Origin of the sequence: Paraburkholderia sp. BL9I2N2, assembly GCF_004339745.1 — a bacterium.
In the GTDB taxonomy this organism is placed as follows: domain Bacteria; phylum Pseudomonadota; class Gammaproteobacteria; order Burkholderiales; family Burkholderiaceae; genus Paraburkholderia.
Genome location: NZ_SMGP01000003.1, coordinates 436,532 through 448,817, shown reverse-complemented (window position 1 = coordinate 448,817; position 12,286 = coordinate 436,532). Strand labels below are relative to the sequence as shown.

General features: G+C 61.2%; 10 protein-coding genes. 2 read left to right on the top strand and 8 right to left on the bottom strand.

Annotated elements, in window-relative coordinates; translation table 11 throughout:
* Nucleotides 1–31 precede the first annotated feature (31 nt).
* A complete protein-coding gene (locus B0G74_RS32720) occupies nucleotides 32–379 on the bottom strand; it encodes a hypothetical protein (protein WP_132381251.1) in 348 nt (115 codons plus the stop codon).
* 981 nt (nucleotides 380–1,360) lie between these two features.
* On the opposite strand from B0G74_RS32720, the gene B0G74_RS32715 reads away from it, so the two are divergent.
* Nucleotides 1,361–1,882: a zinc ribbon domain-containing protein gene (locus B0G74_RS32715; RefSeq protein ID WP_132380177.1), complete on the top strand. Its 522-nt coding sequence runs from the start codon at nucleotides 1,361–1,363 to the stop codon at nucleotides 1,880–1,882.
* Nucleotides 1,883–2,283: 401 nt separating this feature from the next.
* Here the strand turns inward: B0G74_RS32715 and B0G74_RS32710 are convergent, their stop codons facing one another.
* Nucleotides 2,284–3,132, bottom strand: a complete 849-nt coding sequence (locus tag B0G74_RS32710; RefSeq protein ID WP_132380174.1) for an SDR family NAD(P)-dependent oxidoreductase — start codon at nucleotides 3,130–3,132, stop codon at nucleotides 2,284–2,286.
* Nucleotides 3,133–3,258: 126 nt separating this feature from the next.
* Here B0G74_RS32710 and B0G74_RS32705 point away from each other — a divergent pair, with 126 nt between their 5' ends.
* On the top strand, nucleotides 3,259–4,152 hold the full coding sequence (locus B0G74_RS32705; protein WP_132380172.1) for a LysR family transcriptional regulator: 894 nt from the start codon (nucleotides 3,259–3,261) through the stop codon (nucleotides 4,150–4,152).
* A 153-nt stretch (nucleotides 4,153–4,305) separates the two neighbouring features.
* On the opposite strand, the gene B0G74_RS32700 is transcribed toward B0G74_RS32705, so the two are convergent.
* From B0G74_RS32700 to B0G74_RS32675, 6 genes are all read right to left on the bottom strand, one after another.
* Complete coding sequence (locus tag B0G74_RS32700) at nucleotides 4,306–5,292, bottom strand: ABC transporter permease (RefSeq protein WP_132380169.1); 987 nt, start codon at nucleotides 5,290–5,292, stop codon at nucleotides 4,306–4,308.
* Nucleotides 5,289–6,269 carry an ABC transporter permease gene (locus B0G74_RS32695; protein ID WP_132380166.1) on the bottom strand — a complete coding sequence of 327 codons (981 nt, stop codon included), beginning with the start codon at nucleotides 6,267–6,269 and terminating at the stop codon, nucleotides 5,289–5,291. Before B0G74_RS32695 ends, B0G74_RS32700 begins: the two co-directional genes overlap by 4 nt.
* Complete coding sequence (locus B0G74_RS32690) at nucleotides 6,266–7,852, bottom strand: sugar ABC transporter ATP-binding protein (protein WP_132380164.1); 1,587 nt, start codon at nucleotides 7,850–7,852, stop codon at nucleotides 6,266–6,268. The genes B0G74_RS32695 and B0G74_RS32690 overlap by 4 nt, the downstream gene beginning before the upstream one ends.
* Before the next feature lie 36 nt (nucleotides 7,853–7,888).
* Nucleotides 7,889–9,016 carry a sugar ABC transporter substrate-binding protein gene (locus B0G74_RS32685; protein WP_132380161.1) on the bottom strand — a complete coding sequence of 376 codons (1,128 nt, stop codon included), beginning with the start codon at nucleotides 9,014–9,016 and terminating at the stop codon, nucleotides 7,889–7,891.
* A 1,667-nt stretch (nucleotides 9,017–10,683) separates the two neighbouring features.
* Nucleotides 10,684–11,082: a hypothetical protein gene (locus B0G74_RS32680; RefSeq protein WP_132380158.1), complete on the bottom strand. Its 399-nt coding sequence runs from the start codon at nucleotides 11,080–11,082 to the stop codon at nucleotides 10,684–10,686.
* A gap of 413 nt (nucleotides 11,083–11,495) precedes the next feature.
* A complete protein-coding gene (locus tag B0G74_RS32675; protein WP_132380156.1) occupies nucleotides 11,496–12,017 on the bottom strand; it encodes a hypothetical protein in 522 nt (173 codons plus the stop codon).
* Nucleotides 12,018–12,286: the final 269 nt, after the last annotated feature.

Genomic DNA, 12,286 nt, shown 5'->3' with positions numbered 1-12,286 from the left:
GCGCAATGCCGAACGCAGACTGACCCGCTGCCTAGAGGCAGCCGCTAACATCACCGCCGGTGTTGCCGCCTGTCCCGCTGCCTGCGCGGAAACCGACCGACGTTTTGCTGTTACCCGTCCACGACGGCCGCACGAGAGCGGCTGCGCCATTCGGAGGCTGCTGCCCCGGGGCGTAGACGTCCATCGCCTGGTTGTTCGCCACAATCACCTGCGATATGACCGTCTGTTGAGACTGGTCTGCCCATTTCTGGGCGATGCATTGCGAGACTGCGGGGACGGGCTGCTGGCTTTCTCCAAGCGATTGTGCGCTCGGCGGCATCGGTTGGCTTGCACAGGCTGAAACAGCGATGGTCACGACGAGAAGCGGTAACGGTTTCATTTCTTCACCCTCCAGTTGGATTTCCCGCTTCCGGGCGCGCAGGCGCGTCAATCTGTACGTCATCGCGGCGGGAAGCTTTGCGGCTCTGCGAGTTCGTACGACCCGACTCAAGCTCGAACGGAGCGGCAAACCAGCCGACTTGACATTGCCGTCAACAGGCCTGTTGACGTTGTCATGGCAATCTCCGAACGAAAGTACGTCAGGGAAAGAATAGGACTGGCGTACGCCGGCAGGTATTGGACCTTGGTTCAATGTCGCGGGGAGCGGCAATCTGGACTTGCCCCTGCAAGACCGGCTCATCCATCTCATCGAGACCTTATCGAGCAATATGAGGTTTTGATGAAGGCTGATCAGCAATGGACGCTGGAAGCGAGTTTTTTTAGTCAACACTGGAGAGATACGAAATGAGAACGTAAGCAACGATGGAAACGTTTGGATTACATACAGAGATCCCACGAAAATCTGCGTAAGAGCTGACGCTTCTGTGACCGCTAGTAGCAAAGGTAGCGGGGCTTCGGGCATGATCTACGCCATTGAAACTGCGGCATCATCACCTAAATAAGACTACACACAGTCGACAAGGTGAGAATCTTGGCTCACGGCAACTATTGACCACTCCTGGCCGGAGCTGCCATGGTCGTCTGCGTTGAATGCATCGGTGGTCCCCTTTTCCACCTCTGCACCCTACGGCGCGATCATTCCATTGTGAGGAAAACGAACATATTGAGCGCTTGGAGTCAACTTTCTTAGTCGATCACTTGTCGGGCACCGCCCAAGGTCCATTGTCCGCTGGAACAATAATTTTCTTGCGGCCTGGCGCGTTACCTCTACTCTGGAAAGGTGTGTTATTTGCTCATGGCCGCCAAACCATTCGCAAAGACAGTTGTGACGAAATAAGGGGTGAGCATTTCAGAGTGCTCGGGATAAAATCTCATCCGTTGTTGGAGCAACTGCCCGATGAGATGTGGATCGGAGGAATTCATGGCGTTGGTCAAATGCAAGGAATTCGGGAGCGAGGCTCGCAGCAAGCCGACGAAGTGCGTCAAGTATGGCGCGCCCGGGGTAAAGCAGCAGACCGGCGCGAGACCGATAAGGGGTGGCTTCGGGATTCTTATAGTCGGATCGTTGATCAGCGGGTGTTGCGTTTCGACCTATGGCGCCAAAGATGGCCACGACCCGATGAATCAAGCCCAGTCGTGCTGCAAGGACGACCTCCAATGTCTCGCAGAGAAAGCGATCGTTGCGGCCGACACCTATTGCAAGGATCCGATCGAGCGACTTGCGACGCACGCTGTGAGATGGACTGAGGCACCCAACGAGATGAAATTCAGTTACTTTCTCTGGACCGATCAGCCGGGCGGCGCGATCACATACGTTGGCGATAAGGTCGAGTTCCAGAACGACGTCGGCACCTATACGCCGATCATTTACCAATGCGACCTTGCCAGTGATGGTCAGACAGTGCTTGGCGTCAATGCGACCGCTGGCAGGTTGCCGCGCTGACGACGTCCGGATCCAGCCAGCGAATCGAATCATCCCATTCGGTCGTACGTGCACGCTTAACATCGTTCACTGCTGCGGAAAGCGCTATCGGGAACCGGATCAAGTATTGACTTGAATCGGTCATCCCGCATTCCGTATTCCCGGACGACACCACTGGCATAGACAGAGCGCGAAGGCCCGCTTTCTGGTTCCGGATTGGTAATCATCTGAAAGGCCTCCTGGCCGCCCTGGAGAAAGTGGCCGCACTGAGTCGGATGACGACCGACCCAGATCGACCCACAGCCGCCCTGTAGGCTACGATCACGCGATCACGAATGGCCGTTGCCCGGACAAAAGCCAACCTCGCACGGTTTCATCCGACACGCTTCGCTAGTGTTCAGATTTGTATATGGCAGGACGGCTTAAATGGTAAGGGAACGATGTAACTCAGGCGGGCCACCCATCGCGTAGCGATCAGAGAGTGGCCGGCTACCGTCGATGTCGGTCACGCCGAGTGTTGCGCCGATCTCCGCGCCGATCAGCGCCCTGCCTGAAAGTGCCATCATGGACTCAAATTCATAGAGCGCGGCGATAGTGCGGCCTGTAAATTGTGGAGACTCGCGCTTTTGCTTGGGGCGCTTGTCTTCGAGGAGCGTAGCGAGATAGGCGCGAGCACGTTCGGTGTCTAAACCGCCCATCCAGATGGAAACCACCGCGACATTGTATGGCCGTAGCTCCTTCGCCATATCGGCCGCCATTTTGTCCGCACCTGCCTTTTGGGCGCCGTAGGCCGGGTTCTGATGGTAGCTGACGGCACCGTAGTGTCCGGTGTTGACAATCAACCCACGGCCATTGGCAATCAGAAGCGGCGCAGCATAGTAGCTAGCCACGTAGTGCGAGCGCAGGCCGACAGTAATCACATCGGCCGTATCCAACGGCTTCTGCCAGAAGCCGCCTTGAGCGGGTGCACCAACCTTTGCAGCATTGTTCACGAGGATATCGAGACGGCCGTGTTGACGACGGATGTCGGCGAAGAAATCTGCCACTGCCAGATCGTCTGCGTGATCGAGCACAACTCCTATTCCTGTCCCGCCTGCGCGAGACACGAGTTCGGCTGTTTCATCTACTGAACCGCCGAAGGGCGTTTCGCCCCCAGTGGCACTGCGCCCGGTGACGTAGACCGTGGCCCCGGCTTCTCCAAGCGAGATCGCGATGCCCTTTCCGGCGCCTCTGCTCGCACCCGTCACCACTGCGATCATGTTTGCTGTCATCGATCCTCCTGCGCACTGCACGACGCCTTATTGCGTCGGACTGTCATCAGTTCCAGCAGTCTAGTGCCTGTCGGCTTTGTTGATTAGTGACATAATTTTGTATGAAATCATGAGTGAGACTCAACAATGAACCGCGAGGATCTGGCCGATCTGCTAACTTTTGCAACCATCGCCGAGGAATCCAGCTTCACGCGTGCGGCCGCGCGGCTCGGTGTTTCCGCTTCTGCTCTCAGCCATTCCATTCGCTTGCTGGAGGCGCGCCTCGGCGTCAAGCTGCTCAATAGAACCACAAGAAACGTCGCGCCGACCGCTGCGGGAGAAAAGCTGTTGAGCCGGTTGCGGCCCGCTTTCAGCGAGATCGGGGCAGGCTTGACAACGCTTGCGGACAATCGAAGCCGGCCAGCAGGCCGTGTCCGTATCAGTGTTCATCGCACGGCAGCGCTTATGTTCGTCGTGCCGAAGCTCACACAACTTCGGCGCGACTATCCTGAAGTCGTAGTTGAATTGTCGGTAGATGATTCCTTGGCAAACATCGTCGCGGCTGGCTTCGACATGGGCATCCGAAATGGCGAACTATTGGCTAAGGACATGGTGGCGGTTCGCATCGGTGCTGACTACCGAACCGCGGTGGTTGCATCGCCCTCGTATCTGAAGAACAATGCCGCGCCGCTCACTCCGGACGATGTGGCCGGCCATGCATGTCTGGGATATCAACGGCCAAGTTCGAAGGCCCTCCATTTCTGGGACTTTGAGCGAGAGGGCCGATCCGTCCAGGTGCCAGTCGATCCGGTCTTTATCTCCAATGACAGCGATATCCTTATCCATGCGGCCCTGGCGGGAAACGGCCTCGCCTATGTTCTCAAAGAACAGGTGCAACCCCACCTGAAGTCAGGCACATTGACGCAAGTGTTAGAGGGATGGTCTGTCACGCTAGCGGGAAGCTTCCTCTATTATCCCGACCGACGCCAACTTCCGGTCGCTGTACGTGTCGTCATCGACTCGCTTCGTTATCGTTCTTGATTTGGTATGAGACATTAGCTCCCGGTCCGGATGTTGCGGAGTAAATGTCCATTGCCGACCCAGCTGCGGTCATTCGAATAACGCCGGTAACTGACCGCTCCTGGCCCGGTTGCACTCGTCGATTGAGCGCGACTGGCGGGCCAGCGGCTCGACCTACGCCTCTCGCTTGCTTCGCCCATACAGCAGGAGCATCGCCGCGATCACCACGCCGTAGATGATCTGACGCCCCGCCTCCGGCATCTGCGCGACCGAGAGGATCGATTGCAGCAGTGTGATGAGGATCGCGCCGGCCACCGTGCCCAAGTATGAACCCCGTCCACCCAGAATCGACGTGCCGCCGAGCACGACCGCCGCGATCGCCGGCAACAGGTAAGCATCGCCCATCGACTGTGCGGCCTTCGACGCATAGCCCGCGAGCAGCACGCCGCCGAACGCGGCGAACGCGCTGCACACGGCGAAGGCGGTCACCGTGACGAGCCGCGTATCGATACCAGAAAGATACGCTGCGCGCTCGGTGTTGCCGATCGCGTATAGCGTGCGGCCGAAGGTCGTGCGCGACAGCAGGAACATCGTGGCGCCGCCGATCACCACCCACAGCGCGACGGCATTCGGCACGCCCGGTACGAGCCAGCCCGCCGCGAGCCAGCGCATCACCTCCGGCGCGGAATCCTGCGGCGACGATCCGCCCGTATAGACAATCATGATGCCCTGCGCGACCGCATTGGTCGCAAGCGTCGCGATCATCGACGGAATGCGCAGCAGTGCGACGAGGATGCCGTTGACGATGCCGATCAGCACGCCGCAACCGATCCCGACCGGAATCGCGAGGACACGCCCGAGATCTCCGTGCCCCGCGACCGCGCACGCCATCATCGCGCCGACGGTGATCGTCCACGGCAGCGACAGGTCAATGTGGCCGAGCAGGATCACCATCATCAGGCCGGTCGCAATGATGCCGAGGAATGCGCCGACCTTCAGTTGCAGCAGGATGTATTCCGGCGACGTGAAGTTGCGCGAAAACATTCCGCCAACGAGCAGCAGCGCGACGATGCACGCGAATGCGATCACGATCGGTTTGTCGATTCTGCGGGTGAGCCTCGACACGAACGTGGTCCGGCCGGTCGCGGAAGCGTGGCTCATTGAAACCACTCCAGACGGTTGCGCACCCTGAACAATCCGCACGCGCCGATCGCGACAGCAAGCAGAAGAATCATGCCCTGAAATAGCGGCTGCCACAGCGCATCGACGTTGAACACGAACAGCAGATCGCCGATGCAACGGAACGCGAATGCGCCGAAGATCGCGCCGATCGCGCTGCCCTTGCCGCCGAGCAGCGACACGCCGCCGATCACTATCGCGGCGATCGAAAACAGCGTATATGAGTTCGCGCTGCCGAGGCTCGCGTCGCCGGTGTCCGTGAAGAACGTCAGAAACAGGCCGCCGACTGCCGCGAGCAGGCCTGCCAGCGTATAGCTCGCGAACTTCGCGCGGCGGATCGGCATGCCGGACAGGAAAGCCGCGGGTTCGGACGACCCGGTCGCGTATGCCGCTCGCCCGATCGCCGAGCGTTTGAAAGGAATCCAGACGATCACGATCGCGGCGAACAGAATCACCAAGCTCGCTGGCAAACCGCCGGCGACCTTGCCCGTCAGTGCGTCGGCGAGGTCCTCGTTGATCGATCCGCCGGGCACAGGGCGCAGCAGCAGCGCCAATCCGTAGTAGACGGCGCCCGTCGCAATCGTCGTCACGATCGGCTGCAGCCGGCCGAAAATGATGATCACGCCGTTCAGCGCGCCGCACAGCGCACCCGCCCCGAGCACGCCGGCGATGCCGAGCGCGCTGTGCAGCGAGTCGCCCGTGACGATCCACGACCCGATGCAATTCGTCAGCACCAGCGTCATGCCGATCGACAGGTCGATGCCGGCGGTCAGCACGACGAGCGCCTGCCCCATCGAGACGAGCGCGAGTAGTACCGCTTTGTTCGCTGCCGTCTGAAATACGTTGGCCGACAACACCGACGGATAGTTGACGAGATAGATCGCGAACATCAGCACGAACAGGCCGAACGCGAACACCGCTCCGCGATTCTCCGCATACCAGTAACGCAGCCCGCTCATAGCGCCACTCCCGTGGAAGGCACAATCTGTCCGACGGGCAGGTCGAGAGCACTGGCAATCAGGTTCTGCTCGGTGATCGCCGAGCCGACGAGTTCCTTCTTGATCCTGCCTTCGTACAGTACGAGCACGCGGTCGCAGCAGCCGATCAGCTCGTCATAGTCGGTCGAATAGAAGACGATCGCGGCGCCTTCGTCGGCAAGACGCCTGAGCAGCTGGTAGAGCTCCTGCTTGGTGCCGACGTCGATACCGCGCGTCGGGTCGCTGAGCAGCAGGATTCTCGGCTGCCGCATCAGCCACTTCGCGATGACGACCTTCTGCTGGTTGCCGCCCGACAGCGAGCCCACGGGCGCGTCGAGGCTGAATGACTTGATCGCAAGCAGCTCCATCATCTGCTCGACGAGCGACTGCTGGCGGTCGCGATCGATTATGCCCGCGGTGGACATGCGATCGAGTGCGGCAAACGACAGGTTCTCGCGTACCGACATCGGCAACATCAAGCCTTCGGTCTTGCGGTCCTCGGGTATCAGCGCCATACCGATTTCGTTGGCGCGCGCGGCCGTCGGGCTCCCGATCGACACGGCTTTGCCGTTGATCTCGATCTTGCCAGCGCAGCCGCGCAACACGCCAAACAGCGCGAGCAGCAGTTCGCGCTGGCCTTGTCCGTCGAGGCCGCCCAGTCCGAGGATTTCACCGGGCTGCAACGAAAAACTGATGCCCCGCAGCGTGTCGCTCCATGCGAGATCATGACAGGCGAGAACCGGCGCGGTGCTGTGGGCGTCCGTGGGCTGGTCCGCCGGTTTGGCAGCGGGTTTGGCTGCGGGTTTGGCAGGAAATGCATGCTGGTACTTCCGGCCGATCATCATTTCGACAACCTCATTGTCGGAGCGCGTGCCGGCTTCGAAGCTCATCACATGGCGACCGTTCCGGTAGACCGTGCATTCGTCCGCGAGCGCCTTCACCTCGTGCATGCGGTGCGAGATGAACAGCAGCGCGAGCCCCTCTTCGCGCAGGCGCTTGAGCACCTCGATCACGCGCGCGACGTCAGCCGCGGTCAGCGCCGAGGTGGCTTCGTCGAGGATCAGAATGCGCGGCGCGTGTGCCAGCCCCTTCGCGAGCTCGACCATCTGCTGGCGCGACAGCGGCAGGTCCCGGACTTTCGCAAGCGGATTGATGTCGGCGGCGCCCGCTCGCGCGAGCGCCTCCTCGGCCTGGCGGCGTTGGGCCTGCCGGTCGATCATCCCGAAACGTCGCGGCGGGTTCGCAGCGTAGATGTTATCCGCCACGCTCAAGTCGGGGATCAGCGACAGTTCCTGATACACGCAGACGATACCGGCCGCGTTCGCCTCGGCAGGCGACGCGAACGAGACCTCCCGGCCATCGAAATGCATCGTGCCCTCGTCCGGCTGCACGACGCCGGACATCACCTTCAGCAACGTGGACTTGCCCGCGCCGTTCTCGCCGAGGATCGCGTGAATGCGGCCTCTGCGCACCGTGAGTTCGGCGTGATCCAGCGCGACGGCGCCGCCGTAGCTTTTCGACACGCCAGACATCTGAAAGAACGGCTGCTCTGGATCCTGCAGCATGCTTCGTCTCCGATCACAGCGCGGGCCATCATCCGGTCACTGGTTGCCCTGGTTCTGCTTCATGATTTCCTGCGCAGAGAAATTGATGCCGCATGTCGGAAACGAGTTGCCGACGAAAAAGTTGTCGGAGTCGTTCGGAAAATAGTTGACGCCCGACTTCAGCATCGAATCGTCGGTGACGTCGAGCGGCAGCTTGATCGCCACGGGAATCGTCTGGCCATCCAGTGCAGCGAGTGCCGTCTTGATCGCCACGGCCACCTGCGCGGGCCCGGTGCCCGCCGACGTGCACTTCAGGCCCTGGCTCCCATACTGCGCGCAGAACTTGCGAAAGCCGTTCTCCGTCTCGCCGCCGAAAGGCACGAACGGGTGTTTCGCATCGATCATCGCGCGCACGACGCCCGTGTCGCCGCCTTGCGCCGATATGCCATCGAAATGACCCTGCACGGCAATCGCGTCGGCGGCGACCTTTTGCGCGACCCCGTCGTCCCACTTGCCGTAGACCTGGACGACGTTCCACTTCTTGCCGGTGTCGTCCAGCGTTTTCGTGAAACCATTGTGCCGGTCCGTGTCAACCGACGTGCCCGCCACCCCGCGAACTTCGAGCACCTTGCCTCCGTTCGGCAGGTGGCCCGCGAGCCATTTGGCCCACAGCGCGCCGAGCCCATACTGGTCGACGTTGACGTTGATCGCGTCTGCGCTGTCGAGCGTGTTGTCGAAAGCGACCAGCACCACACCGGCGTTCTTCGCGCGGCGGATCGCGGGGCCGAATGAGGAGGGATTCTGCGCGTTCACGATGACGGCGTCATAGCCGGCATCGATGAAGTTGTTGACGGCCGAGATCTGCGCCGGAACGTCCTCGCCGGTCGAGACGACCTTGAATTCCTTGAGCTTGGCGGCAACGGCCGGTTGCGCGGTATAGGCCTTGGCCGTCCTGATCATCTGGATACGCCAGGTGTTCGCGATATAGCCGTTCACGAGTGCGATCCGGTACGGCCCGTTCTTCTTCGGATACTTGATGAACTTCGTGTCGCTCTTCCAGGGGACCATGCAGGTGGGATCGCTGGGCGGCCCTGAAACGATCGAAGCCTGCGCGAAAGCCCCGCTTGCGCAGAGCGCCAATGCGGCGCTCGCCGCCGCTCGAAGCACGTGGATTCCTGAAAGCATGTTGCCTCCTTTTTGTTCGATTGGACGTACCGATTGCCTGCGCACATGGCTGGTCGTGGACTGCCGGCACGGTGTGCGTGAAGCACGGAACCTTGCGGAGTTGCTATAGCGGGACTGGATCGGACTTGCAGAAGGAGCTTTTCAACGGCGCCTCCTCGAAGCGAAAAGAAGGGCATGCGTATACGCGTTCCCGTCTGACAGTACTGGCATACCAATCCACGCGCGATAGTGGTTTACCAGTGAGTCCAACGCGCCGGGCGACCGGGCTGAAACCCTTGGTGGATAAGGACTGGGCTGCCGTGAATGGCGGCGGCGGCGCTGCACGGGGATGAGGGGTCATTTTGACGAAGTTCAGCGGTCGCCCGGTGGCTTCGACCATTTCGAGAGGCGCAGATGGGTGATCTTTCGCACACGTCAACTGACCCAGCCGCCGACGCGGTCGCGGCCCACCGGGCCCGGCTATCGACCCAAAGACCGCAATGGCCGACTTGCTCACTTTCGATCATCTGGTCGGCTTCGGAGCGAACCGGCCGTTGGAATGACGCCTTCGCATATTGCGTCAACGGCAGCTAGTGGTCGAATCCGGTCCGATGCTGAATGGATAATCGATCCGCCGCAGGTCGCTCGGCGTCCGGCTCAGGTCCCGCAGTATGGCGAATCGCTTTTCACACGCTCGCCGTCGCCATGGATCCTGGACAGTACTTCGCACATCCTCTTCGGCTCAAGGCTCACCACGCCGAATGATGGGACGCCGATCTGCAGGTTCCTTCCCATGAGTCGAATCATCGGTGCTACGTGGTGCTTTGCCGATTCGCCCGAAAAAGAGATGCCCCACTCAAGCTCATAGCGTCGAGCGCGAGTCGTCGACTGAAGTCCCCTGCGCCTGGCAAGACTGAGAAGATGGCCGGCGTGCTCGGCGTGCACCCGCTCATGCGGCGGGTTGCCGCCGATACGGACCGGTTGACGCTCGCTGAAGTGAAACGGCCCCGACTGGCACCAGCGGCAGGTCCGATACCCGAGGCGGCCTCCGGCGCACAGTGCGCCAATGGCCTTCGCCAGTTGGTGAGCGTCGACCGGGGTTTGCGGCGATAAGCGCAGTTATCGCCGCAACCGGTGCCATTCCCGGCCGGAAAACGGTTTTATGGCGTCAGGCGCGTAATCTGAAGTGGAATTTCCCGCCTGCGCTTCAGGTTTGCCCCCCCCCCGGACGAGCCGGCCCCGGCGGAGAGCGCAGAAGCGCCCACGCTCGCCATCGCGGTACCGGAAAACGACCAGCCCGTCGGCCGGCCCCAACGTCTGGCTGACCGCGCTTGCGCCAGGCGCGGATCCATCCGGCCGCGTTTGGCTGGCGCGCGCGGGACGCTTCGTCAACGAAATGGTTCAGCCGTCGGGAAGGAAGCGCTGGACTGAACGCCGCCTGAAGTGCCCGGCGGGTGAGAGTGCGCGCACCGGCTCCGCCGTGTAGTTGCTCACAGAACTTTCGTAGCCCAAAGGGCGAGCAATCCCGATAGCGCTCACTCCGTCTGGTTTGCGGTGTGTATCGTGGCGAAGCCGATAAACGGTCACCAAATGCGGCGAAAAACAACGCGCTTCGGCTCACACTTTTCTTCTGCCTGCTTGACTGCAGCTCTCGCGGTTACGCAGCGCGATTGCGGAACCTGGGCGGTTCAATGGCCATGCCCGCCTCCGTGCCCGCCATGACCGCCCCAGTGGCCATGTCCACCACCCCAGTAGCCGAAGTTGAACGACACCGACGGCCCCCACCAGCCGGGCCAGCCATACCACGGGTAAGGAGGATAGTACGCAGGGTAGTAGGCGGGCACGACGTACATGGGCGCCGGGAAGACATACGCGGGTTCACGCGGCGATGCGGGCGGGATGTTCTGGGCGTCCGCGCCGTTCGACAAGCCGTAGCTTTGAGCAGGGACTTCGTGCTGGGTAGCGACACCAGGAACGGCGGGATAGTATCCGTATGGATAATAGCCGGGGCCGACGTAGTAGCAGCCGGACAGCGCAAGCAGTGCAAGGGCGCTACCGCCGCGCGCCGTTGCCGGGAAGGGCTTCATGACATGCTCCTGTCTCGTCGCGACGCCACGATGTGATGCGGCGCGCACTTATGAGCATACTTCAGCGCTGGAACAGAGGAAATGGAGCGCGTACGGGCGGATGCCGGACTGACCCCCAACCACAATGCCTGAGGAGGAAGCAGTGTTCCAGGCGGCACTTGCGCGCTACGAAAAGCCCGCTGGCGGAGCTTACCCGGAGGGTGGTCTCGTTCCCACCTGAAACTGTCCTTCGCCTCTTTCTGCCAATTGAGTCCTTGCCGTTCTCTGCACCGGTAGGCGCTCGCTGCCGCCCTCCGTCTGTACCCTCACGGGGACGGTGAATTGAGCAGCGAACAAAGGAAACACAAACCTGAGTGCCCCGGACTAAAGCTTCCGTTTGTCTCTGGTTCTTTCCTGGTTCGAGCAGCAGTGCATCAGGACGTCGAGCCTGGCTGGGGCCAAGGCCAACCCTTCTTCTCGTCGGGCGCATCCCATTCAGTCGCTGGCGCTGCCCCGACAGACGCTTCGACCGGACTCGCATCCTCAGCGGCATCGAGCGTCAGTCCGGACGGGGCGTCCGCTTTTATTTCGGGAAGCCCAGATCCATACCACTTCACCTTCTTCTGCATGTGGGCGACATACGCCTTCCAGCCGTCGCGGTTGCCGTCAAAGAGGTCGTGCTGAACGGTTGACGCCAGCAGATTCCTGTTGAGCTCAGAGTCAAGCAGCTCTTTTGGCCACAGGAAGAATGCGCTGGCAACGCGTGCGCTGAACTCGGCTACCGTCATCTTCGAGGCAAGCGCCCGGAGGAACCCGAAGTCCTGCAACGAATCTTGCTCCTTCGCAAGTTGAGCCACCAGCGCATCCGGCCGACCTGCCCTGGTCAAACAGCTCAAAGCTTCGAGCATGTCCCCGAGGTGAAGCAGCAGTTCTCGTCTATCAAGTCGGTCATCCATTGCAGAATCTCCATTCATTGCGCCCCTATGAATGATACTAGCCGCTCTCACGGTGAGGGCCAGCAAGCGCGTTGCGCATCGTTCGAGGACGGGGATGGTCGACGGTCCACCGCGGCGGGATGTCGACGCTGCCTCCCTGGACCCTGCTTCAGTCTGGAGGGAAGCAGGCAAGCTGCGCATGCCTCCATCGACACGACCACGGCGCCGAAGGCATGAGAGTCGCGCAGTTTCCAGTGCCGAAGAACACTTATTTTTTCGTGGCAGGTCGT

What these genes read in the sequence shown, in the direction of transcription:
- B0G74_RS32720 (WP_132381251.1), bottom strand. Translation starts at nt 379, where the DNA reads ATGAAACCGTTACCGCTTCTCGTCGTGACCATCGCTGTTTCAGCCTGT.
- B0G74_RS32715 (WP_132380177.1), top strand. Translation starts at nt 1,361, where the DNA reads ATGGCGTTGGTCAAATGCAAGGAATTCGGGAGCGAGGCTCGCAGCAAG.
- B0G74_RS32710 (WP_132380174.1), bottom strand. Translation starts at nt 3,132, where the DNA reads ATGACAGCAAACATGATCGCAGTGGTGACGGGTGCGAGCAGAGGCGCC.
- B0G74_RS32705 (WP_132380172.1), top strand. Translation starts at nt 3,259, where the DNA reads ATGAACCGCGAGGATCTGGCCGATCTGCTAACTTTTGCAACCATCGCC.
- B0G74_RS32700 (WP_132380169.1), bottom strand. Translation starts at nt 5,292, where the DNA reads ATGAGCCACGCTTCCGCGACCGGCCGGACCACGTTCGTGTCGAGGCTC.
- B0G74_RS32695 (WP_132380166.1), bottom strand. Translation starts at nt 6,269, where the DNA reads ATGAGCGGGCTGCGTTACTGGTATGCGGAGAATCGCGGAGCGGTGTTC.
- B0G74_RS32690 (WP_132380164.1), bottom strand. Translation starts at nt 7,852, where the DNA reads ATGCTGCAGGATCCAGAGCAGCCGTTCTTTCAGATGTCTGGCGTGTCG.
- B0G74_RS32685 (WP_132380161.1), bottom strand. Translation starts at nt 9,016, where the DNA reads ATGCTTTCAGGAATCCACGTGCTTCGAGCGGCGGCGAGCGCCGCATTG.
- B0G74_RS32680 (WP_132380158.1), bottom strand. Translation starts at nt 11,082, where the DNA reads ATGAAGCCCTTCCCGGCAACGGCGCGCGGCGGTAGCGCCCTTGCACTG.
- B0G74_RS32675 (WP_132380156.1), bottom strand. Translation starts at nt 12,017, where the DNA reads ATGGATGACCGACTTGATAGACGAGAACTGCTGCTTCACCTCGGGGAC.